This is a genomic window from Salinispirillum sp. LH 10-3-1, assembly GCF_030643825.1.
Classification (GTDB): domain Bacteria; phylum Pseudomonadota; class Gammaproteobacteria; order Pseudomonadales; family Natronospirillaceae; genus Salinispirillum.
Window position 1 is genome coordinate 1,386,926 of record NZ_CP101717.1, and the last position, 23,425, is coordinate 1,410,350.

Below are 23,425 nucleotides of genomic sequence, written 5' to 3' on the forward strand. Positions count from 1 at the left end.
CATGACTGAGTTTTCTGATTCTTCCGCGCGTGCGGTGTTCGACCATCAATCTTTTCTAAAAACGCTCACCCCCAAGCCGGGGGTGTATCGTATGTTTGGCGACGACGGCGACCTGTTGTACGTCGGCAAAGCCAAAAACCTCAAAAATCGCGTCAGCAGTTACTTTCGCGCCCGTGGTCTGACCAATAAAACGGTTGCTCTGGTGCAACGCATTGCACGCATCGAAATCACCGTCACGCACAGTGAAACCGAAGCGTTGTTGTTGGAACAAACGCTGATCAAAACCCATCGCCCGCCATACAACATCATGCTGGTGGACGACAAAGGCTACCCTTATATCTTTCTGTCTTCCGAGCAGCAGTGGCCGGGTTTACACCTGCATCGCGGTGCCCGTAAAAAGAAAGGGCAGTATTTTGGTCCTTTTCCCAGCGCCAGTGCAGTGCGTGAAAGCCTGTCGACCCTGCAGAAAGCTTTTAAAGTTCGTCAGTGCGAAGACAGTGTTTTCCAAGGGCGCTCGCGACCGTGTTTGCAGTATCAAATAAAACGCTGCAAAGCGCCCTGTGTTGGCTACGTAACGGAAGACGAATACGCCGACGACCTGCACAAAACCGAATTGTTTTTGACTGGCAAAAATCAGGACTTGTTGAATGACATCCATCGGCAGATGGACGAAGCTGCAGCCGAGCTGAAATTCGAGCAGGCCGCTGAGTATCGTGACCAAGTGCTCCTGCTGCGTAAAATCCAAGAGCAACAGCACGTCGAGGGCAAGCAGGGCAATGTGGACATCATTGCGGCGGTTTACGAAGGACGAGGCTGTTGCGTGCATCAACTGATGGTGCGTAATGGCCGCTTGATCGGCAGCAAAACCCATCACCCGAAACCCGGTATCGCTGAAACGGCTGAAGAACTGATAGAGGCCTACATTGGGCAGTACTACCTAGGTGCTACCGGCCGCGAGATCCCGCCAGAGATTATTCCAGTGCCCAACCTCGGTGCCGACAGCATCAGTGTACTGAGTCAGGCACTTACGGAAAGCGCGCAGCGTAAGGTTACCTTGCGAGGGCAGGTGCGAGGTGACCGTGCTAAATGGCGCGACCTCGCTCTGACCAACGCCACTGAACAATTGGCCATGCACATTGCGGGCAAAGACAGCGTTGAAGCGCGCTTTCGCAAGCTGGAAGAAGCACTGAAGTTGCCAGAGCCCATTCAGCGCATGGAGTGTTTCGACATCTCCCACAGCCATGGCGAGGCCACCGTTGCCAGTTGCGTGGTGTTTGACCGCCAGGGGCCAGCGAAGCGATTGTATCGTCGGTTTAATATCGAAGGCATCACGGGCGGTGATGATTATGCCGCCATGCAGCAAGCGCTTACACGGCGCTACAGTCGCCTGATGAAGGAAGAGACTCCGTTGCCGGACCTCATCATCATCGATGGCGGCAAAGGCCAACTAGGCGTAGCGCAGGAGGTTATGGCCGAGCTGGGTATTCAACCGCGCTTACTGGGCATCGCCAAAGGCATCACCCGTAAAGCCGGTATGGAAACCCTGTATCTGGATGACGCGCAGCATGAAATCGTCATCGACAAGCATTCGCCGGGCTTGCACCTGTTGCAGCACATTCGTGACGAATCGCACCGCTTCGCCATAGCCGGGCACCGAGCGCGCCGTGACAAAACGCGTACGCGTTCGTTGTTGGACGATATTCCCGGTATTGGGAATGAACGCCGCAAGGCCTTGGTGCGGCATTTTGGCAGCGGTATCGTGGTAAAAAGCGCCAGCGTGGATGAAATAGCCAAGGTGAAGGGCGTCAGTCGAGCGCTGGCACAGTCGATCTATGACTTCCTGCACTCTGCCTAGCAACGGCTTGCTGGCGGGTGTAAACACCACGCCCTACGTGGTTGAGTTTGACTCGGTGTAGGGCAGGTGTTTACACCTGCCACTGCCTACTTAGTATCCTGCTGCCAGTAGTTATTCCCCTCACGTTCGAGTAAACTCTCCGCGTCTTTTCTGACTTCTTATCATGAATCTCATTTCATTCGATTCTTTACGAACATTGCATTTATCCGGCGTTCGCTACGTAAAACCCGAACATTTTTTGCGCCATGAAACAGAAATTCGTGCCGCCGATTGGGTGCTGTTCCCCGAGTATTGGCAACTGAATACATTGCACTACGCATGGAATTGTCGCGTCTTTCCCAGCCCTGCTACCTACGTACTTGGTCACGACAAGATAGAGATGACGCGAGTGTTTCGCGCTGTTGTACCGCGGAACACGCCAGATACCCTCATTGCACCAAACACACCGTATGAGCAGGAGCGCGTTTGGGAGTACATGGACACACCCTTTGTGGCCAAAATCCCGCGCGCCAGCATGGGGGAGGGGGTGTTTCTGATCAATGAACGCCACCAGTGGCGTGAATACTGCGCGCAGACCCCTGTACTCTATGCCCAAGAATATCTGCCCATAGACCGTGATATGCGCATCATTGTAGCCGGTAAGCAAATACTGGGCGGATACTGGCGTTTGCAGTCAGACAACGGCTTCCACAACAACATCAGCCAGGGTGGCATCGTCGAGCACGCACCATTGCATCCCGCGGCGGTTGAGCTGGTGGTGAATTTGGCTCAGCGTTTGAACATTGATCACGCCGGGTTCGACGTTGCTATGGTCGGCGACCATCCTTATGTCTTCGAGTTCAATAGGCTCTTTGGTAATCAGGGCATGCCGAGAATGGATCAGGCCTTGGCCGCAGCAATTCAGCCCTACCTCTACGACCAATTGTCGAAAGCCAGTGGCACGCCAGCGGATATTCTTCAGGCGGCGGGCGTCACAGTGCTACCGGATATAGACACCGCAATCTAGCCCTTGCCTGCTAAAAACAACCCGGCAGCAATCATCAACGAGCCTGCACTGCGGTTCATCGCTTTCATCGCCTTTTCGGACTGGAAGAAGCGTCGAGCGGTCGAAATGCCTCCAGCAATCAGCATAAGACCTAACATCAGTCCCAGCATAGTCAGGCCGACTACCAGGCCGATGTCGGTGCGCGTTAATCGCGTCAGATCGATGAACGTCGGTAAGAAGGCAATGTAGAACAGAATGACTTTGGGGTTCGATGCCGAAATCAAGAAGCCTTGGAAGAAACTGGCCATTGAGCTAGGTAAAGCGGTAGCACCTGTCAGAGACTGTACCTTTACCGGTGTTGTCCACATTTTCCAGCCGAGATAAACCAAGTAGACCGCACCAACGATACGAATAACGGTGAACAGCTCGCTCCAGTTCTCTGCAATGGCGGCCAAACCGAAGCACGCCAACAGCAAGTATATGATGTCACTGACCGTCATGCCAAAGGCCAGAGGGAAGCAAGAGGCGATACCCGAAGTCATACCGCGAGCCAATAAGGCAAAGATGCCCGGTCCCGGGGTGATGGCGAAAATAAAGATCGCAATGAAATAAGTAATCGCGCTTTCGATGGTCACGGCGAGCAAAGCCTTTAAAGGTGTCTACCATATATGGTTGCAGAATAGGCCAAGCAGCGCCAGACTCTTCGTCTGCATCACTGTAGACAGATCGTATCACTAACCGTACAGGAGTAGTTTATGCCCACCATTCATGTGGAATTATGGGAAGGTCGGCCGTTGGCCGCACGCAAGCAGTTAATCGAAGAACTGACGGAAACAACCACGCGTGTATTGGGTTGCAGCAAGGCTTCCGTTCAAGTGATCTTAAACGAAGTTAAAAAAGAAAACTGGGGTATGGGCGGTGAACTGTGCTCGGAACGGTTCCCTGACTGACCATTAAATATTTGAACAGGAGAGGGTGTAATGCATAACGGAAATTGTTTGTGCGGGCAGGTTAGCTATGAGCTGAATGCTGAACCGGATCGCATTGATCTGTGCCACTGTTCAGTGTGTCGCAAGGCGCATGGCAGTGTGTTGTCCGCTGGTGCCTCCGTGCCTGCCGGCGCGTTCAATATTCTAACCGGCGAAGCATTGCTGCACTATTTCGAGTCTTCTCCGGGCAAGCGTCGCTATTTTTGTCGTAACTGCGGCACCCACCTATTTGCTCGCACCACAGCAAATCCAGATGTGGTACGACTTAGAGTGGCAACGCTCAACACAGACTTAACCCACCCTGTTGTAAAAACGCTGCACCTTGACTCCGCCCCGCACTGGTTTGCCGATACCGTGCAGTATCAAGTGCCTCCTGCCTAAAGGAGGGTGATCTAGGGCAGGTCGGCAGGCTCCAGCAGACAACGATTCACCAAGGCCTGCTGAATTTCCGGCAAGCACGCCGGGTCGTCAATGGTTGAGGGCACTGTGTAGGCTTCGCCAGCGGCGATTTGACGCAGCAGTTTGCGCAGTATTTTCCCTGATCGCGTTTTCGGCAGTCGTGCGACCTGCAAGGCATGATGAAAGCAAGCAACGGCGCCGATGTTGTGACGCATATGCTCAACCAACACGCGTTCAAGCTCTGCTTCAGTGATGTCTGCTCCGTCTTTCAGCACCACCAATCCGAGGGGTTTTTGTCCCTTCAAATCATCCGGCATGCCGATCACGGCGCATTCGGCTACCGCTGGATGGGCTGCGATGATTTCCTCCATCTCGCCAGTCGACAAACGATGGCCTGCGACATTGATCACGTCGTCTATGCGCCCCATGATGAAGACATAACCGTCCGCATCACAATAGCCACCGTCTCCCGTCAGGTAGTATCCGGGGTAGGTTTCCAAGTAACCACGCTGATAGCGCTCATGGTCTTGCCACAGGGTCGCCAAACAGCCTGGTGGCAGAGGTAAGCGGAGAGCAATGGCGCCTTGTTCGCCGGTGGGTACAGGTTGTCCCGCTTCATCGAGCACCGCGACTTGATAGCCCGGCACCGGAAAGGTGGCTGAGCCGGCTTTGGTGGGTTTGGGTTCGATGCCCATCAGATTCGCACATACCGGCCAGCCGGTTTCGGTCTGCCACCAGTGGTCGATCACCGGCTTGCCCGTTTTCTCACTGATCCAGTCATAAGTGGGTGGGTCCAGACGCTCACCCGCTACAAAAATGTATGTCAGGGCTGATAGGTCATGGTGGCGCAAGCCCTCGGCATTAGGGTCTTCTTTCTTGATGGCGCGAAACGCCGTTGGCGCGGCAAACAGCGCCTTCACACGGTACTCCGCGCACACCCGCCAAAAGGCACTGGCATCGGGTGTGCGCACAGGCTTGCCTTCGTACAACACCGTGCTGCAACCGGCGATCAAGGGTGCGTATAGGATAAAAGAATGACCGACTACCCAGCCAATGTCCGACGCGGCCCAAAATACCTCGCCGGGTTTCATATCATACACGGCACGCATGGCGAAGTTGAGCGCCACGGCATGCCCGCCATTGTCACGCTGCACCCCCTTGGGCTTGCCGGTGGTGCCAGAAGTATAGAGCACATAGAGTGGGTCAGTACCGGAAACCGGTGTGCAACCGACTGGTTCAGCCTTGGTCATGGCTTGCTGCCAATCAATGTCCCTTGGCTCTTGCAAGGCCGCCGTTTGTTCCGGGCGCTGAAAGATGATGCAGCGCTGGGCGGGGTAGTTAGCTTGCGCTAAGGCTTCGTCCAGCAGCGGTTTATAGGGAATGACCTTGGCAATCTCGATGCCGCAGGAGGCGGATACCACAACTTTAGGGCGTACATCATCAATGCGCACGGCTAATTCATGCGGTGCAAAACCGCCAAACACCACCGAATGAATGGCCCCCAGGCGTGCCACCGCCAACATAGCCACCAAGGCTTCTGGAATCATGGGCATATAAATCACCACGGTATCGCCTTTTTCCACACCTTGGTTGCGTAACACGCCGGCAAATAAAGCGGTGTCTTCCAGTAGCTGCTGATAGGTGATGGCGCGCTTCTGGTCGGTCACGGGGGAGTCGTAATAAATGGCAACTTGATCGGCACGGCCATTTTGAACATGATGGTCTAAGGCCATGTAACAGGTGTTCATTTCGCCGTCCGCAAACCAGCGGGCAATACCATGCTCATCCTGAGAGATGATTTTTTGGGGCGCTTTAAACCAGGGGAGGCGAGCTGCTTCCGCATCCCAAAAGGCTTCGGGCTGATGGAGAGCGAGTTCGTATTGATCGTTATAGGTCATCATGGTGGCTGCCTTTTTTGTTGTTATTGCGGTACCGAAGTACGGACGTCCAATGTTTTTGGTTATTGTCGACAATCAACTGCTGTGATGATTCGTGTGCGTCTAAGAGTAGCCCTTCATTAGCCATAAATAACTACGACAATTGTCTAATGCGTGATTGATTGTCGACAATGTGAGGGGGCTAGGTGAACTTGAATATTATATGTGGCGCGGCGGGCTGGGATAGGCTACGCCGCCTAGTGGCGAAGGTCACTGTCGTCTACTAAGCTCAATTAAAAATGCCGCCGGGGTGTTGTGATGGTTAAGCGCATTCTGTTTTCGATTGTGGTCATTACATGCCAAGGGCTCGCCTTAGCGTCCGACGCTCCGCCAAAACTGGTGTTCTATACAGAGGATTACCCTCCCTTCAGCTATACACGTGATACCCGTATGACTGGCATTAATACCGAGCTTCTGCGTAACGTTGCCCGGGAAATTAATCTCGACGTCACCTTTATGGAGGTGCCCTGGGCTAGGGCGCAGGCGTGGACACAAGAGCGCGATAACGCCTGCTTTTTCTCAGCGGCTAGAACAGAGGCAAGAGAAAGTATTTATCAGTGGGCTGGCCCCCTAAGTATTGAACGGATTACTTTGTTCAGTGCGAATGAATCGATTTCACCGCTGGCAAGCATATCCGAAGCTGAAGCCTATAGCATTGGTGGAAGAAGCTTGGACTTTTATACGCAATTCGTACAGCAGCAAGGGTTAGAGGTTGATGTGGTGTCTGAAAGTGGTCTTAACCTTGAGAAGCTCAGCCGAGGCCGTATCGACCTCTGGATCGCCGGCTCCATAGGTGGGCCCTATATCGCCGCGCAATTCGGTGCATCGATATTTCCTGTCGTAAGCAGTGAGGAATCCTTCCCACTCTGGTTAGCCTGCAACCTGGGTGTAGCCTCTGACCTGGTCCGCAAGATTGATCAATCCATTGAATCTATAAGGAACTCTGATTTTTTGGAGAATATGATGCAGAACTATCGTTAAGGTGCCGCTGCTCTGTAAGTGCAGCCTTTCAATTGGTGAGTTCCGTGAATTCTGGATTTTTGATCGATTAGATCAAGAAGTGGTGCCCGGAGCCGGACTTGAACCGGCACGATCGCAATGATCGGGAGATTTTAAGTCTCCTGTGTATACCAATTTCACCATCCGGGCCCTGAAAACGCTGTTGCAGGGGTAGCGCAGGTGAGGCGCGCTTAACGAACTGAGGTGTCTGTTAGAATAAGAAAACCGACATTAGCTGTCGACTTCTTGCAAAAATGGAGGCTGGAGTCGGAATCGAACCGGCGTTCACGGAGTTGCAGTCCGCTGCATGACCACTCTGCCATCCAGCCATTTTGTGCAGCGCATTGTAAGGGAATTACGTGCGGTGTCAACCTAAAGGCCTGATTTACCGTAGGTTTTTCATTCCCAATGTATTTCCGGCCAGGCTGCACGTAAATAAACAAACATTGACCACAGCGTCAGTACGGCTGATGCCTGCAATAGCAGTAAACCTAAACCATAGACACCAATATCGGCCAGCCAGCTTCCAGGCAGGGCAGCCAACAATATGGCAATGGCGGTCATCTGCATGGCGGTTTTTACTTTGCCGACCATCGACACCGCGACACTGGCGCGTTTACCCAGTTCAGCCATCCACTCGCGCAGAGCAGAAATAACAATTTCGCGACCAATGATGATGACAGCGGGAATGGTTAGCCAGAACGAGGCGTGTGTTTCCACCAGCACCACCAGCGCCGCAGCAACAATGAGTTTGTCGGCTACTGGGTCAAGAAAGGCACCAAACGGGGTAGACTGGTCGAGCTTGCGCGCTAGGTAGCCATCAAGCCAATCGGTAATCGCCGCCAGAATAAAGATGGCAGACGCAGCCAGGCCAGCCCACCACGCAGGAATATAGTATATCGCTACGCACACCGGAATCATCACGATGCGCGCAGACGTCAGGATATTAGGTATGTTCATAAGTACACGCTGTTAGTAATCAGCGGCAGTATACCTGAGTTGATTGAAAATGCATGCCTTAGGGCCTAAAGGGAGCATCTAAAAAGTAAGTGATAAACCTTCAGAGGTTTTTAAATGCGCCCATGCTCATCGAAGATCAATAAGTGAAGTTTACACCCGAGTGCCGCCGTCAATTTCCAGAATTCGACCTGTGTAAAAGTCATTCTCAATGATGTATTGCACGCTGTGTGCGATCTCATCTTGCTCACCTAAGCGCCCCAGTATGGCCCATTGCTCCATGCGCTTTAAGGCTTCCGGTTTCATTTGCGCGGTCATATCGGTGGCTATGGCACCCGGTGCAATTCCGGCAACGCGCACGCCATACCGTCCCAGTTCTTTCGCCCAGGTAACCACCATCGCCGACACTCCTGCTTTAGATGCGGAGTAGTTGGTCTGACCCATGTTGCCCGCCCGCGAGACGGAAGCGATGTTGATGATCAAACCGCTTCCTTGTTCCGCCATAATGGCTGCGGCTTCACGTCCACACAGAAAAGTACCGGTCAGATTGACCTGAATGACACTGTTGAATTGCTCAAGAGACATTTTTTTCTCTAGCTTGCCGTCTTTCATCTTCACCAGCAGACCATCGCGCATAATGCCCGCATTGTTCACCAACACGTCCAGCCGTCCCATGGTGCTGACGATCTGGGTAAAGGTCAGTTCGACGGCCGCCTCTTGGCTGATGTCTGCCTGAAAATAATGCGCGTCCGCCCCGAGCGACTGGCATTCCGCGGCTGTTTTATCCAGTTGCTCTTCATTGAGGTCAATCAATGCCAAGCGCGCGCCATGCCGTGCCAGTAGGAGTGCCATGGCGCGTCCCAGTCCTTGCCCGCCGCCAGTGATGGCGATTACCGCGTCTTTAATTTGCATAGGTAGTTCTCGTTCTGTGTTTGTTCAGAGTTTATTGTTGATAGCGCAGAAAGATGCTGGAAAAATCTCTCTGCCCATTACCCTTGCTCGCGTGTTGGCTGAACAGGGTGTTCGCTTGTTGGCCCATGGGTGTTTCTGCATGGCAATGCTTGGCCGCTTGCAGGGCTAGGCCCAAGTCCTTGACCATCAGGTCGACCATAAAACCGCCTTCGTAGTTGCGGCTGGCAGGGGCGTTTTCCATCACGCCCGGCACCGGATTATAGACCTGCAACGCCCAATTGTTGCCCGAACTGTTTTTCATGATTTCAGACAATACCTTGGGGTCTAGGCCGTTCTTAATGCCCAGACTCAGGGCTTCCGACACTCCAGCCATCTGTATGGCCAGCATCATGTTGTTGCAAGCCTTCGCCATTTGTCCGGCACCGACATCGCCGGCGTGGAAAATATTCTTACCCATGTGTGCCAAAATGGGTTTGGCTTGCGCGAATACCGCGTCGGTGCCGCCACAAATAAAGGTGAGTGTTCCCGCTGCCGCTCCTGCGGTTCCGCCCGATACTGGGGCATCCATAAACAATATGCCATTTTCGCTCGCGGCCGCTGCAACTTCCTTAGCCACCGCACTGTCGATGGTGCTGCAATCCACTACCAAGGTGCCCGCTGGCAGGGTGCTGAAAAGTCCGTCAGGGTCACAGTATAGCCCTTTCACATGCTGGCTGGCGGGCAACATGGAAATGACGCAGTCGGCACCCTTAATGGCTTCTGCTGCACTGGCGGCTTTGCGTGCTCCGGCCGCAGCCAAGGTATCCATAGTGGCTTCTACGCGGTCGTACACGGTCACTGAGTGTCCCGCGCGCACCAAGTTCGTTGCCATGGGTCCCCCCATGTTGCCTAGGCCAATAAATGCTACTGTTTCCATGTTTGTTTCCCCCGTTATGCACGAAAGTGGGTGGTGTTCATCAGTGCGTCAGTGCGCGCTGTCGGTATCTGGTTTACCACGGCGCGACAAAGTGGCCGCGGATATAACTTGGGTCTACCGTTGCTATGTCCTCAAAACGCCATTTCGGCTGTCGGTCTTTATCAATCAGCAGGGCTCGAACACCTTCTTGAAACTCGCCATAGCGGCAGCAGTTGGTGGACACAATGAGTTCCTGTTCGAAGGTCTCAGCTAACGACCAATGCTTGGCGCGACGGAGTTGCTCATAAATCAGCACGGCCGAAGCTGGGCTACCCTGTTTCAAGGTAGTGGCCGCTTTCTGCAGCCAGGGGTCGGCGTCCTGCAATTGTGTGATCGACGTGTAGATAGACGCCAGATCAGCCTGATCCGTGAGGCGGATAATTCGATCAAGATGCTTTCGTACCAGAGATTCGGCCAGCAAATCAGGCTCATGGGCAATGGCCTGCAGGGAAGCATCCCGCAGCAGCTGGCTCAGCAGTTGCTCGTCGGCGCGCGGCTCGCCATACCAGTTTTGCGCCTTCAGTGTTTCTAGCAGTGCATCGTGTTGTGAGTTGGGTAGAAATCGATCCGCCAAACCGCAAAAAAGAGCGTCTGCGGCATTGATCTGCGCGCCGGTTAAGCCCAAGAACAAGCCTGTCTTGCCCGGTAAGCGATTCAGGAACCAGCTGGCACCTACGTCAGGGTAGAGGCCGATGGTGATTTCCGGCATTGCCAGGCGCGACGTTTCGGTCACGACGCGAAAGCGGGCACCCTGCATCAAGCCCATACCACCGCCCATGACCACACCGGAAGCCCAGCACAGTAGCGGTTTGGGAAAGGTGTGTAGACGCAGATCCAACTCGTATTCCAGACTGAAATACTCTTGTGCTAATCGGGCGTCTGGCAAGGAATCCGTCGGTGCCTCCGCGCGCGCAGCCACCATGTCGCGATACACCTGAACCACGTTGCCGCCCGCGCAGAAGGCTCGATCGCCTGCACCATCCAGCCAAACCATGACCACTTGCGGATTGTCTTCCCACTGTTGTAGCTGCGGCAGCAACCGTTCAATCATCTCTCGGCTGAGGGCGTTCAGCGACTTCTCGTGGTTCAACGTGGCACGGCCCATAAGGTAGCCGTTGCTGAGTGGGATTTCCTGAAAGAGTACGACGTCTTGAGTCATGATGCCTTCCTATTTGTTTTGCCACACGGGCGAGCGCTTCTCTAAGAAAGCGTGCACGCCTTCGCGTTGATCATGCAAGTCGAACAGTCCAACAAACTTTTCCCGTTCCATCACCAAGGCCTCGGCGTGCGCGCCATAGCGCGTGTGTTGAATCAGTTGTTTGCACGCCGCGACCGCTTTCGGGCTTTGCTTGCAGGCCTGTTCCGCCATAGCCAGAGCTGCCGCCTGCGACTCGCCTTTTGCGACCACCTCTTCAACCAATCCAATAGACAGTGCGAGTTCGGCTGACACGCGTTGATTGCATAAGATCATCCGCTTGGCCCAACCTTCACCGACCAGTCGAGTCAGATTTTGCGTACCTCCGGCACAGGGTAACAAGCCCACGCTGGCCTCCGGTAATGCCATCTGTACGCCCGCTTCGGCAATACGCAGGTCACAGGCTAGTGCCACCTCCAGCCCGCCGCCCATGGCCCAACCATTAATGGCTGCAATAGAAACACCACGAAAGGCGCTGAGCGCTTCAAAGGCAGCCCCAAAAGCGTCCGCCATGGTTTGGGCCGTCTTTGGGTCACCGTCGGCAAATATCTTGAGGTCAGCACCAGCGGAAAAGAACTTCTCGCTGTCGCTCTGCAGAATAAGCGCGTACACAGAATCATCTTTATTGAGTTCAGTTACCAAAACCTCCAGTGCGTTCAGGCTCTCCAGCGTCCAGGTATTGGCCGGTGGGTTGTTGAAGGTGATGGTGCCAATATGGCCTTGCTGGGAATAGCGCAGTAAGTCTGTTTTGCTGTTGATCATTGAATTCGTTCCCGTACCTGTTAGATGTCTCGGTTGGTAGGAGCGCAGCCCTCTGCGCGAATAAATTGGCCATGATTAAACACGGAAATTCGGCCAGAGGGCTGGCCTCCTACGAGGCTAAAAGGCTCCGGCACCCTCGGCCAGCACACGCCGTGCGATGATCAAACGCATGATCTCGTTGGTGCCTTCCAAAATGCGATGCACCCGCGTATCACGCACATGGCGCTCCATGGGGTACTCTTTAATGTAGCCGTAACCTCCGAACAGTTGTAACGCATCGTCGCAAACTTGGAATCCGACATCGGTCGCATAGCGCTTCGCCATGGCGCAATACGCCGAGGCTTCCGGGTCTTGTTGATCCAGCTTGAACGCTGCCAAGCGCACCAGTTGGCGTGCCGCGGCAAGCTCGGTCACCATATCCGCCAGCTTGAACTGCACGGTTTGAAACTGGTCGAGTGACCGCCCAAATTGCGTGCGCTCCTGAATGTAAGCCTTGGCTTCGTTAATGGCCTGCTGCGCCGTACCAATGGAGCAGGTGGCGATGTTGATTCGCCCGCCATCCAAACCTTTCATCGCAAAAGTGAAGCCTTCGCCTTCTTCTCCCAAGCGATTCGCCACAGGTACACGTACGTTTTCGAATGTGACCAAACGCGTCGGCTGGCTGTTCCAGCCCATTTTTTCTTCCGCCTTGCCGTACACAACGCCTTCAGCGTCGGCCGGAACCACGATGGCCGAAATGCCTTTCGGGCCTTCACCACCCGTACGCGCCATCACCACCAACACATCGGTGGAACCCGCCCCGGAAATGAACATCTTCGAGCCGTTCAGCACATAGTCATCGCCATCACGGGTGGCCTTGGTGCGCAACGATGCCGCATCCGAACCGGCTCCAGGCTCGGTCAAGCAATAAGAGCCTAAGCGCTCACCGCTCACCATATCGGCTACCCAGTGGGCGCGCGTGGCGTCATTGCCAAAGCTGGCAATCATCCAGGTCACCATATTGTGAATGGTGAGATAAGCTGTGGTAGAGGTACAGCCCATGGACAGTTGCTCGAAGATCAAACTGGAATCCAGCCGCGACAACCCCAGTCCACCTTGGTCCTCTGGCGTGTACAGACCACAAAAACCCATGTCAGCGGCTTTGCGAATCACATCCACTGGAAACACATGGTCACGATCCCATTCCGCCGCCATGGGTGCCAGTTCCGCCTCGGAAAACTGCCGAGCACTCTCAACAAAGGCTCTCTGGTCGTCATTCAGATTAAAATCCACGTTCTTATCCTCTCTGGTATACATCGCACTCTTAGCTGTGGGCCTGACCATCTAACGCTGGCTTATCAGTTGCCGGCAGAGACAGGGGGTGGCAATGTCAGAGGGCAGGACGCCCTCGTAGCGCGTTAAGACCATGGATGGTCTTTCGCGCGGACATGCCACCCCCTGTCTCGGTTGGCAACGGTCTGTCCTGTGGTCGGTTAACGCTAGCAGCAGCTTTTGTTAGCCCAGTTTTATCGTCATATTGGCCTCGCCAGCCGGAATATCACTGTCGAACCAGCGTGCCGTAATGGTCTTGGTTTCGGTGTAGAAGCGAATCGCCTGCTTGCCATAGGCATGTTGATCGCCATAGAACGAGCCTTTCCATCCGGTGAAAGAAAAGAAGGGCAGAGGTACAGGAATAGGCACGTTGATACCGACCTGGCCTACCTCGATTTCATGCTGGTATTTACGCGCCGCAGCACCGCTGGCCGTGAATATAGAGGTGCCGTTGCCGTAAGGGTTGGCATTCACTAACGCAATGGCGTCGTCCAGCGTGTCTGCCGACATGCATGAAAGAACCGGCCCGAAAATCTCTTCTTTATAGATCGTCATGTCAGCGGTCACACCGCTGAACAAAGTTGGCCCCACCCAGTTGCCGTTAGGGTAGCCTTCGACACTGTGGCCGCTGCCATCTAATAAGCATTCCGCGCCTTCTTTTTTGCCTTGGTCGATCAGGCTTTCAACACGCGCTTTGGCTTGCGGGCTGATCAATGGGCCAAAGCCAGAATCGGGTTGGCTCCAAATGCCGGGTTTAACCTTCGCCAGCGCATCGCGCAACTCGGGTATCCACGCTTGCGCCTCACCAACAAACACCGCCACGGAAATCGCCATGCAACGTTGTCCGGCTGCGCCGACAGAGGCGCCGACCAAACTGTTAATGACCTGCTGCTTGTTGGCGTCAGGCATTACCACCATGTGGTTCTTGGCGCCCGCGAACGCCTGCACGCGCTTCAGATGCTGGGTGCCGGTGCGGTAAACGTGTTGTCCTACGGCGACCGAGCCGACGAAGGAAATGGCTTTAATGTCCGGGTGCGTCAGTAGCGTATCCACTTGGTCTTTCGCCCCGTGAACAACCTGTAACACTCCGGCTGGCGCACCGGCTTCGTTGAACAGCTCGGCCAGACGGTTAGGGGTCAGAGGATCTTGTTCAGACGGCTTAAGTACGAAGGTGTTACCGCAGGCAATCGCCATGGGGAACATCCAAAGCGGGATCATGGCTGGAAAGTTAAACGGGGTGATACCCGCACAAACACCTAAAGGCTGAATGTACGAATAACCGTCGATCGAGCGCGCCACGTTTTCCATGGTTTCGCCCATCATGCCCGAAGCCACATTGGCCGCTTGTTCTACTACTTCAATGCCACGCCAGATATCGCCCTTAGCGTCTTCAAACGTTTTGCCGGTTTCCTGTGCCAGCGTTTCTGCCAGCTCATCATGATGTTCTTTTAACAATGCCTGATAGCGCAGCATAACGCGCGCGCGTTCACTGACCGGCACTTCCTTCCACGTTTTAAAAGCTGTTTTTGCACTGGCGATGGCCCGCTCCATCTCGTCGGGGGTCGCACAAGGGACAGTACACAACACGTCTTGAGTGGCCGGATTGGTAACTGGAATTTGTTGTGTCGACTGGCTGGATACAAATTCGCCGTCGATAAATAGCGGGATCTCACGAGCCATGGTAGCTCCTCCTCACAGTATGGGTTCCGGTGGCGCACACAGCCGCCTGCCGATGTTGTTTTTGTTGTTGTATTGAAAAATAGCATCACATTAACGTTTACGCAAACGTAAACTTGGGCTATCGTTATTACATGGATAGCAGGACAGGCAAGTAAAGATGACAAAAGCGACTTGGAGCATTAACGAGTTGTCGCGGGAGTTTGATATTACACCGCGCAGTATTCGCTTTTACGAAGACGAAGGGCTGTTGTTTCCCACCCGACGTGGGCAAACACGTATTTACAGCAAGCAAGATCGGGTGCGTTTGAAACTGATTTTGCGCGGTAAACGCCTAGGCTTTGCCTTGGCCGAAATACGCGAGTTGTTTGTACTGTACGACGCCACCAGTCAGAACAACGACAAACAGTTGCAAGCCATGATCGCCAAAGTGCATGAGAAGCAGGCGGTGCTGGAGCAACAACTACAGGATTTAAAGATTGTGCAGGAAGAACTGCGCAACGCCGAAATTCGCTGCTGGAATTCGATGACCGAAAGCGGGCGGCGCAAATTGGAAGAAGAATTGGCGAATGAAACCCCGTAGGGCAGGTATTTATACCTGCCAGCTCGCGGGTGTGGCCATACAGAAAGGCACCCGCTCTACGTCCAAACGAATAAAGATAAAAATGAGGATTGCCCAATGATCACCCCATACAAAGGTCTGAACTTTGAACTCGGCGAAATGGTCGACATGGTGCGCGACCAAGTGAATGCTTTCGCCCAGCAAGAAATCGCCCCGCGCGCGACCGACATCGACCACGTCAATGAATTTCCGAACGACCTGTGGCGCAAATTTGGCGACCTCGGCGTGCTCGGCATCACCGTCTCTGAAGAAGAAGGCGGCGCGGGCATGGGTTATTTAGCGCACGTCGTTGTGATGGAAGAAATCAGCCGTGCTTCTGCCTCTGTTGCACTGTCGTATGGCGCGCACTCCAACCTGTGCGTGAACCAAATCAAGCGTAATGGCACGCCTGAGCAACGCGCGAAATATTTGCCCAAACTGATTTCCGGTGAGCATATAGGCGCTCTCGCCATGAGCGAACCCGGTGCAGGTTCCGACGTCGTCAGCATGAAGCTGCGTGCCGACAAAAAAGGCGACCACTATGTGCTGAATGGCAACAAAATGTGGATCACCAACGGCCCCGACGCCCATACCTATGTGGTGTACGCGAAAACCGACCCGAACGGCGGCTCGAAAGGCATTACCGCCTTCATCGTCGAACGTGATTACCCTGGTTTCGAACGCGCACAGAAACTCGACAAGCTAGGCATGCGCGGCTCCAACACCTGCGAACTGGTGTTCCGCGATTGCAAAGTACCCGCCGAAAACATTCTTGGCCAAGAAGGCCGTGGTGCTCAGGTACTTATGAGCGGCCTCGACTACGAGCGCGTAGTGTTGGCCGGTGGCCCATTGGGCATTATGCAAGCCTGCATGGACATCGTGGTGCCATACGTTCACGACCGTCAGCAGTTCGGTCAGTCCATCGGTGAGTTCCAGTTGGTGCAGGGCAAGTTGGCCGATATGTACACCACCTTGAATGCTTGTCGGGCCTATGTCTACGCCGTAGCCAAGGCGTGCGACCGGGGTGAAACCACACGCAAAGACGCCGCTGGCGTCATTCTTTATGCCGCTGAAAAAGCCACGCAAATGGCGCTGGACGCCATCCAGCTACTCGGCGGCAATGGCTACATCAACGAATACCCGACAGGGCGATTGCTTCGGGATGCCAAGCTCTATGAAATCGGTGCAGGCACCTCAGAAATTCGCCGGATGTTGATTGGGCGAGAACTGTTCACCGAGTCTAAATAGCGAGTCTGTGGATGATGCGGCCGCACTGAGCGGGTTCTGTGGGTATCACGTGGGACGCCGTAAATACGTCCCTGTAGGCTCGACAAGCGCATCCATGCGCTTGAACGCCCACTTAGACACCGCACAGAACCCGCTCAGTGCGACCGCCGATCATCCACGGTAGCCCAACGGCAGGTATTACATTCTTCCGTTCGTTGAAATTGAAGAGAAAAGACAAATGACCCAACTGACGACCCAAATCAATACTCGAACGCCGGAGTTTTTGGCGAACGACGAAGCCATGCAAGCGCTGGTGGATGATCTGCACGCCAAGCTTGAAGAATTGAAACTCGGTGGCGGCATAAAGTATCAAGAGCGCCACGTATCGCGTGGAAAACTGCTGGCGCGTGACCGTATTCGTCATCTGTTGGATGATGGCTCGCCGTTTCTGGAAATTGGCCAGATGGCCGCTTATGGCATGTATGATGACAACATCGCCTGCGCGGGCGTGGTGGCCGGTATTGGTCGGGTCAGCGGCGTCGAATGTATGATCGTCGCCAATGACGCCACGGTAAAAGGCGGTACGTATTTCCCCGTGACGGTGAAAAAGCACCTACGCGCGCAAGCCATTGCCGCGCAAAACCATCTGCCGTGTATTTATCTGGTGGATTCCGGTGGCGCTAACTTGCCGCAACAAGATGAAGTCTTCCCCGACCGCGAACATTTCGGGCGTATCTTCTTCAATCAAGCCAATATGTCCGCCGAAGGCATACCGCAAATCGCCGTGGTCATGGGTTTGTGTACGGCGGGCGGTGCCTATGTGCCTGCCATGGCTGATGAATCCATCATCGTTAAAGACCAAGGGACTATCTTCTTGGCCGGGCCGCCGTTGGTAAAAGCCGCCACCGGTGAGGTGGTTTCCGCGGAAGAACTCGGCGGTGCCGACGTGCACACCAAGGTATCTGGTGTGGCTGACCATTACGCCTTGAACGATGAGCACGCCTTGCACCTCGCCCGGCGCAGCGTGGCACGCTTAAATAGACCTAAACGCGTGGACATCGACAAGCAACCCAGCGTACCGCCGAAGTACGACCCGAAAGAGCTGTACGGCATTGTCGGCGCTGACTTGCGTAAGCCGTACGACGTACGCGAAGTCATCGCGCGGGTGGTTGATGGATCTGATTTCGACGAATTTAAGCAGTTATACGGCCCAACTTTGGTTTGCGGTTTTGCACGTTTATACGGTTACCCTGTCGGTATCGTCGCCAATAATGGGGTTTTGTTCAGTGAGTCGGCGCAGAAAGGCGCACACTTCATCGAGCTGTGTGCACAGCGCAAAATCCCGCTGATTTTCCTGCAAAACATCACCGGCTTTATGGTCGGTAAGAAATACGAGTCAGAAGGCATCGCCAAGCACGGTGCCAAGCTGGTGACGGCGGTATCCTGCGCGAAAGTACCGAAGCTGTCGATGATCATCGGCGGTAGTTACGGTGCAGGTAATTACGGTTTGTGTGGTCGGGCGTACGATCCGAACTTTTTGTGGATGTGGCCAAATGCGCGCATTTCTGTCATGGGGGGCGAGCAGGCTGCCGGGGTGATGGCGCAGGTGAAGCGTGATGGTATGGCGGCGCGGGGTGAGACATGGACGGCAGAGGAAGAGGCTGCCTTCAAGCAGCCAATTCAGGAGCAATACGAGACGCAAGGTCATCCTTATTACGCGAGTGCGCGGTTATGGGACGATGGCATCATCGATCCAGCCCAAACCCGAGAGGTTCTAGGCCTCGGGCTTTCAGCAGCGCTGAACAAGCCCATCGAGGAGACTAAATTCGGCGTCTTCCGGATGTAGTTGGTCATTATCGGAGCGAGCTTGGCTGGGGGTATTCCTTTCCCGCGCCTTGGGCGTCCTGCCCAAAAGGCGCTAATCGGGCTCCTGCCCTCTGGAAAGGAATCCCCCAGCCAGCCCACTCCTCAGGCCAACCCTGTAGCACCGCCACAATCCACGAGTTCTCTATTGTGGCTGGAGAAAGCTCAGACTTATCGGGAAGGGGTCGAGGGGGTTAGGGAGGACTTTTCCAGAGGGCAGGAGCCCGATTAGCGCGTTACGTACAGGACGTACGTTCGCGCGGGAAAAGACCTCCCTAACCCGCGACGAACCCGTTCTCATGCTGAATGGCGCGATAGAGGAATTAGGAAATGAGTGACTTGCTGAAAAGTGTAGATGAAAGAGGGGTGCTGACCCTCACGATGAATCGGTTGGAAAAGAGCAATGCCTTTGATGATGGCTTAATTGGGTTGCTGAATGCCGCGCTGTTGGACGCTGCGGGTGATTCGAATGTCAAAGTTGTGTGCCTGCGAGGTGCTGGCAAACACTTCAGTGCTGGCGCTGACTTAGGTTGGATGCAACGCATGGCCAAGTACAGCGAAGCGGAAAATCAAGCGGATGCCTGGCAGCTCGCGCAGTTGATGAACAACCTGTATCGGCTGCCGAAACCGACGGTTGCCGTGGTGCAGGGGGCGGCTTATGGCGGTGCGGTGGGGCTGGCTGCGTGTTGCGACATGGTGTTTGCCAGCGAGCGTGCCAGCTTTTGTCTGAGCGAAGTGAAGGTCGGGCTGGTCCCCGCCACGATTTCGCCCTTTGTGATTCGAGCGATTGGAGAGCGCCAAGCGCGGCGGTATTTCTTGAGCGCGGAAGTGATTCGCGCCGACAAAGCGCTGGCCATTGGCTTGGCACACGAAGTGATTGCAGCGGATGCCTTAGACCAAGCGGTAAACGAATGGTGTGACGCGGTGCTGGGCAACAGCGCGGTAGCAGTGGCGGCAGCCAAGCAACTGATTGACGATGTAGCCGGTGCAGATATCAACGAAGACCTGCTGCGCATGACAAGTGAACGCATTGCTGCCATTCGCGTATCGCCAGACGGGCAAGCCCGCCTAAAACAGTTTCTTGAGCGCTAGGAGGCCAGCCCTCTGGCCGAACCAATGAATAGCACGTAGGAGGCCAGCCCTCTGGCCGAAAAATTCGTCGGGGGTTCGGCCAGAGGGCTGGCCTCCTACAAACCAAACAGGATCACGACTATGTTCAACAAAATCCTCATCGCCAACCGTGGTGAAATCGCGTGCCGAGTGATCAAAACCGCTCGCGCTTTGGGTGTGCGCACGGTGGCGGTTTATTCCGATGCCGATGTGCAAGCGCAACATGTTTTGCTCGCTGACGAAGCGGTACATATTGGCCCTGCACCCAGTCGTGAATCCTATTTGCTGATTGATAAAGTCATTGCCGCAGCAGTGAGTACGGGTGCCGAAGCCATTCATCCGGGTTACGGCTTTCTATCGGAAAACGCCGAGTTTGCTCGTGCCTGCGCTAAGGCCAACATCGTCTTCATCGGGCCGCCCATCGGTGCCATCGAAGCCATGGGCTCGAAAAGCGCGGCGAAGCAGATCATGGAAAAGGCCGGTGTACCCTTGGTGCCGGGCTATCACGGTGCCGACCAAAACCCTGAGATACTGCGCAAAACCGCCGAAGACATGGGCTACCCGGTGTTGCTGAAAGCGGTGGCCGGTGGCGGTGGGAAAGGCATGCGTGTGGTGTGGCAGGCCAGCGAGCTGGACGAAGCCATTAAGGCCGCGCGCCGTGAGGGCGAAAACGCCTTCGGTAATGGCGATCTGCTGGTGGAAAAATACCTCACCAAGCCGCGTCACGTGGAAATTCAGGTGTTTTGCGACCAGCACGGCAACGGTGTGTATCTGGCCGAGCGCGACTGCTCCATTCAACGTCGCCATCAAAAAGTGATCGAAGAAGCGCCTGCGCCCGGTCTGAGTGAAACCACGCGCCAAGCCATGGGCGAAGCGGCCGTGCAAGCTGCGCAAGCCATCAATTATGTGGGCGCAGGCACAGTAGAGTTTTTGTACGACGAAGACGGTTCGTTCTATTTCATGGAAATGAACACCCGCTTGCAGGTTGAGCATCCGGTGACGGAGATGATCACCGGGCAAGACTTGGTTGAATGGCAACTGCGCGTGGCCGCGGGCGCGCCGCTGCCGCTGACGCAAGAGCAGATCAGCATTAACGGTCATGCGCTCGAAGTGCGCATCTACGCCGAAGACCCCGAGCAAGATTTCTTGCCCGCTACCGGCACGCTGACCTACCTGAAAACACCTACCGAGAGCCGCCATGTTCGCGTCGATACTGGCGTGGTGCAAGGCGATGAAGTGAGCATGTACTACGACCCCATGATCGCCAAGCTAATCGTGTGGGATGTCGACCGCGCCAGCGCTATTCGGCGCATGGTGAAAGCGTTGGAAGACTATCGCATCGGTGGTTTGACTACGAACGTCAGCTTTTTGCGGCGGTTGGCGAATCACCCTGCGTTTGTGGCGGCAGACCTCGATACAGGGTTCATTACGCATCATGAAGCGGATCTATTTCCTGCACAGTCGGTTCATGCCGCAGAGCTGCCGATTCTAGCGGCATTTATTGCCAATCAAGCCTTGCGCCGCCACCGCAGTGGTGACGACGACCCATGGAGCTGTTTGGACGACTGGCGCTTAAACGCCAGCCCACGACAAGCCATTGAGCTGGTGCAACAGGAAGAATCGACGCATTTTGAACTCGTGCCAGAAGGTAAAGGCGGGTTCGATATTCACCGTATGGCAGCGCCGGGTGAAGCGTCTGCATCACTCGGTCATATCCAAGGGCAGGTTGGTATAGACGAAGCCACCGTGGTGTTGAACGAACATCGATTCACGCTGGGTTATCACTTAGCGACTAAGCCGGAAGGGCAAGAGTTGAGCTTGTTCTGGCAAGGCGAGCGGCATGTGTTCTTGTGTCAGCCGACGCCGAACTTTGGTACGCGGGAGCAAGACGCGCACGGCCTTACCGCCCCAATGAACGGCACCATGGTGGCCTTGTTGGTCGAGCCGGGGCAGCGTGTGGAAGCCAATACGCCGTTGTTGGTGATGGAAGCGATGAAGATGGAGCACAGCATCCGCGCACCGAAAGACGGCGTAGTGAACGCTTTCTATTTTCAACCGGGTGAAACGGTGTCGGCAGGCGCCGAATTGGTGGACTTTGAGGAGGCCAAGGCATGAGTTTTCCGCAACGTGTTCGCATCGCTGAAATGGGGCCGCGAGACGGCTTACAGAACGAGTCCATGCACCTGACGGTGGACGATAAAGTGCAACTGATCGACCAGTTATCGCACACCGGTTTAACGTACATTGAAGCGGGCAGTTTTGTGTCGCCGAAGTGGGTGCCACAAATGGCTGATTCGGCGTCTGTGTTGCAGCAGATCAGCCGAAAGACCGGCATCACCTACAGTGCGCTCACACCCAATATGCGGGGCTTTGAGGATGCGCTGGCGGCCGGCGCTGACGAAGTTGCAGTGTTTGGTGCCGCTTCGGAAAGCTTTACGCAAAAGAACATCAACTGTTCCATCGCCGAGAGCCTGGAGCGCTTCGAATCCATTATGGGAACCGCGCAAAAAGCCGGTATTCGAGTGCGTGGATATGTGTCGACCGTGGTCGGTTGTCCGTATGAAGGTGACATCAAACCGGAGCAAGTGGCGTGGGTTGCTAAGGCACTGCTGGGCATGGGCTGCTATGAAATCTCATTGGGTGACACCATTGGCGTCGGTACGCCGTTGAAAGTAAAACGGATGTTAGAGGCCGTGCGCAAGCAGGTACCGGTTGAGCAACTGGCCGCGCACTTTCACGACACCTACGGCCAAGCTGTCGCGAATCTGTACGCGGTGTTGGAAGAGGGTGTTGCCGTGATCGACAGCTCGGTCGCTGGCTTGGGTGGTTGCCCCTATGCACCGGGTGCAGCGGGTAACGTAGCGACCGAAGACGTACTGTATTTGTTGCAGGGTTTGGGTATCGAAACCGGCGTAGACCTCAAAGCCATCGCTAAGATCGGCCAGCAGATCAGCGTTAAATTGCAACGCCCCAATCGATCCAAAGTCGGTATGGCGCTGGCGCCGTAGGAGCGCAGCCCTCTGCGCGAAAATTTGGCCTTGGGGCCGTGATAGGGTTCGGCCAGGGGGCTGGCCTCCTACAGCCAAACGCAATCCCAATGGGGGTAATCCCCTATATGCTCCACAATATTCGCTCGCAAAGGGTTTGCGACGATATAACGCGCGGTCGCCAGTAAATCCTCCTCCGCGCGAATAGCGTGGTCGTAGAAACCAGACTGCCAGACTGAGAAGCCTATTCGTTTAGATGTCACTGACTTAACGCGTTTAACCATCTGCGATAAATCACCGGCTTGCAGGGTAAACAACCAGTGAAGGTGGTCTGGCATAACCACAAAAGCCAAAGTCTGGGTGGTTGCTATGGCATCTTCTTGTTTGAGCGATTGAATGAGCGTTCGGGCAGCCGAGAGATCAGAGAAGAAAGGTCGACGATGTTGGGTTGCGGTGGTGATGTGGTAAACATGACCGGGTGCAGAAAACCGCCCTTTGCGTAGATTCCGTCCGTGGTAGTGCATGATAGTTCGTCGCTGTCGAAGGGATGTTATTGTGAAGAATAACGTGGGTCATGGGTACTCACCCTAGGGGTAGGAATGCAGTGTTAACGCGAATTGTCCCGTAGGAGCGCAGCCCTCTGCGCGAAAGTTTGGCCTTGGGGCTGGGTTGGGGTTCGGCCAGGGGGCTGGCCTCCTACGGAA

At 54.8% G+C, this 23,425-nt stretch carries 21 protein-coding genes and 2 tRNA genes; 11 read left to right on the plus strand and 12 right to left on the minus strand.

Features of this window, described 5'->3' with window-relative positions; all coding sequences use genetic code 11:
• The first annotated feature begins 1 nt into the window (after window position 1).
• Together uvrC and NFC81_RS06160 are read left to right on the plus strand one after the other, a co-directional pair.
• Complete coding sequence (gene uvrC / locus NFC81_RS06155) at window positions 2–1,855, plus strand: excinuclease ABC subunit UvrC (RefSeq protein ID WP_304996652.1); 1,854 nt, start codon at window positions 2–4, stop codon at window positions 1,853–1,855.
• Window positions 1,856–2,018: 163 nt separating this feature from the next.
• Entirely contained in the window at window positions 2,019–2,861 is an 843-nt protein-coding gene (locus tag NFC81_RS06160) for a hypothetical protein (protein ID WP_304996653.1), read from the plus strand.
• On the opposite strand, the gene NFC81_RS06165 is transcribed toward NFC81_RS06160, so the two are convergent.
• Window positions 2,858–3,475, minus strand: coding sequence for a LysE family translocator (locus NFC81_RS06165; RefSeq protein ID WP_304996654.1), 618 nt, complete (start codon window positions 3,473–3,475; stop codon window positions 2,858–2,860). The genes NFC81_RS06160 and NFC81_RS06165 overlap by 4 nt on opposite strands.
• Window positions 3,476–3,595: 120 nt before the next feature.
• Here NFC81_RS06165 and NFC81_RS06170 point away from each other — a divergent pair, with 120 nt between their 5' ends.
• The gene (locus tag NFC81_RS06170) at window positions 3,596–3,790 is read left to right on the plus strand and encodes a 2-hydroxymuconate tautomerase family protein (RefSeq protein WP_304996655.1); all 195 of its coding nucleotides are present in this window, start codon (window positions 3,596–3,598) and stop codon (window positions 3,788–3,790) included.
• A 30-nt stretch (window positions 3,791–3,820) separates the two neighbouring features.
• Window positions 3,821–4,210: a GFA family protein gene (locus tag NFC81_RS06175; protein WP_304996656.1), complete on the plus strand. Its 390-nt coding sequence runs from the start codon at window positions 3,821–3,823 to the stop codon at window positions 4,208–4,210.
• 11 nt (window positions 4,211–4,221) lie between these two features.
• On the opposite strand, the gene NFC81_RS06180 is transcribed toward NFC81_RS06175, so the two are convergent.
• Entirely contained in the window at window positions 4,222–6,126 is a 1,905-nt protein-coding gene (locus tag NFC81_RS06180; protein ID WP_304996955.1) for a propionyl-CoA synthetase, read from the minus strand.
• A gap of 297 nt (window positions 6,127–6,423) precedes the next feature.
• Here NFC81_RS06180 and NFC81_RS06185 point away from each other — a divergent pair, with 297 nt between their 5' ends.
• Window positions 6,424–7,146, plus strand: coding sequence for a transporter substrate-binding domain-containing protein (locus NFC81_RS06185; protein ID WP_304996657.1), 723 nt, complete (start codon window positions 6,424–6,426; stop codon window positions 7,144–7,146).
• An 80-nt stretch (window positions 7,147–7,226) separates the two neighbouring features.
• Here NFC81_RS06185 and NFC81_RS06190 read toward each other — a convergent pair.
• The 9 genes from NFC81_RS06190 to NFC81_RS06230 all read right to left on the minus strand — a co-directional run bounded on the left by NFC81_RS06190 (window position 7,227) and on the right by NFC81_RS06230 (window position 14,936).
• Window positions 7,227–7,314 (minus strand) — tRNA-Leu (locus NFC81_RS06190).
• Between the two features lie 105 nt (window positions 7,315–7,419).
• A tRNA-Cys gene (locus NFC81_RS06195) sits at window positions 7,420–7,493 on the minus strand.
• 70 nt (window positions 7,494–7,563) lie between these two features.
• Entirely contained in the window at window positions 7,564–8,124 is a 561-nt protein-coding gene (gene pgsA / locus NFC81_RS06200; protein WP_304996658.1) for a CDP-diacylglycerol--glycerol-3-phosphate 3-phosphatidyltransferase, read from the minus strand.
• Window positions 8,125–8,274: 150 nt separating this feature from the next.
• On the minus strand, window positions 8,275–9,033 hold the full coding sequence (locus NFC81_RS06205) for an SDR family oxidoreductase (RefSeq protein ID WP_304996659.1): 759 nt from the start codon (window positions 9,031–9,033) through the stop codon (window positions 8,275–8,277).
• A gap of 31 nt (window positions 9,034–9,064) precedes the next feature.
• On the minus strand, window positions 9,065–9,949 hold the full coding sequence (gene mmsB / locus NFC81_RS06210; RefSeq protein ID WP_304996660.1) for a 3-hydroxyisobutyrate dehydrogenase: 885 nt from the start codon (window positions 9,947–9,949) through the stop codon (window positions 9,065–9,067).
• 73 nt (window positions 9,950–10,022) lie between these two features.
• On the minus strand, window positions 10,023–11,147 hold the full coding sequence (locus tag NFC81_RS06215) for an enoyl-CoA hydratase/isomerase family protein (RefSeq protein WP_304996661.1): 1,125 nt from the start codon (window positions 11,145–11,147) through the stop codon (window positions 10,023–10,025).
• Between the two features lie 9 nt (window positions 11,148–11,156).
• Entirely contained in the window at window positions 11,157–11,945 is a 789-nt protein-coding gene (locus NFC81_RS06220; RefSeq protein ID WP_304996662.1) for an enoyl-CoA hydratase, read from the minus strand.
• A gap of 117 nt (window positions 11,946–12,062) precedes the next feature.
• The gene (locus NFC81_RS06225; RefSeq protein WP_304996663.1) at window positions 12,063–13,217 is read right to left on the minus strand and encodes an acyl-CoA dehydrogenase family protein; all 1,155 of its coding nucleotides are present in this window, start codon (window positions 13,215–13,217) and stop codon (window positions 12,063–12,065) included.
• Window positions 13,218–13,439: 222 nt separating this feature from the next.
• Window positions 13,440–14,936: a CoA-acylating methylmalonate-semialdehyde dehydrogenase gene (locus NFC81_RS06230; protein WP_304996664.1), complete on the minus strand. Its 1,497-nt coding sequence runs from the start codon at window positions 14,934–14,936 to the stop codon at window positions 13,440–13,442.
• Between the two features lie 157 nt (window positions 14,937–15,093).
• On the opposite strand from NFC81_RS06230, the gene NFC81_RS06235 reads away from it, so the two are divergent.
• The 6 genes from NFC81_RS06235 (at window position 15,094) to NFC81_RS06260 (ending at window position 22,742) form a co-directional block, all read left to right on the plus strand.
• Entirely contained in the window at window positions 15,094–15,516 is a 423-nt protein-coding gene (locus NFC81_RS06235) for a MerR family DNA-binding transcriptional regulator (protein WP_304996665.1), read from the plus strand.
• A gap of 96 nt (window positions 15,517–15,612) precedes the next feature.
• Window positions 15,613–16,782, plus strand: a complete 1,170-nt coding sequence (locus tag NFC81_RS06240; protein WP_304996666.1) for an isovaleryl-CoA dehydrogenase — start codon at window positions 15,613–15,615, stop codon at window positions 16,780–16,782.
• A 217-nt stretch (window positions 16,783–16,999) separates the two neighbouring features.
• The gene (locus tag NFC81_RS06245) at window positions 17,000–18,607 is read left to right on the plus strand and encodes a carboxyl transferase domain-containing protein (protein ID WP_304996667.1); all 1,608 of its coding nucleotides are present in this window, start codon (window positions 17,000–17,002) and stop codon (window positions 18,605–18,607) included.
• 347 nt (window positions 18,608–18,954) lie between these two features.
• Window positions 18,955–19,716, plus strand: coding sequence for an enoyl-CoA hydratase-related protein (locus NFC81_RS06250; protein ID WP_304996668.1), 762 nt, complete (start codon window positions 18,955–18,957; stop codon window positions 19,714–19,716).
• A 120-nt stretch (window positions 19,717–19,836) separates the two neighbouring features.
• On the plus strand, window positions 19,837–21,849 hold the full coding sequence (locus NFC81_RS06255) for an acetyl/propionyl/methylcrotonyl-CoA carboxylase subunit alpha (protein ID WP_304996669.1): 2,013 nt from the start codon (window positions 19,837–19,839) through the stop codon (window positions 21,847–21,849).
• A complete protein-coding gene (locus tag NFC81_RS06260; protein WP_304996670.1) occupies window positions 21,846–22,742 on the plus strand; it encodes a hydroxymethylglutaryl-CoA lyase in 897 nt (298 codons plus the stop codon). The genes NFC81_RS06255 and NFC81_RS06260 overlap by 4 nt, the downstream gene beginning before the upstream one ends.
• Before the next feature lie 68 nt (window positions 22,743–22,810).
• Here NFC81_RS06260 and NFC81_RS06265 read toward each other — a convergent pair whose 3' ends face one another.
• On the minus strand, window positions 22,811–23,245 hold the full coding sequence (locus NFC81_RS06265; RefSeq protein WP_304996671.1) for a transposase: 435 nt from the start codon (window positions 23,243–23,245) through the stop codon (window positions 22,811–22,813).
• Window positions 23,246–23,425 lie beyond the last annotated feature (180 nt).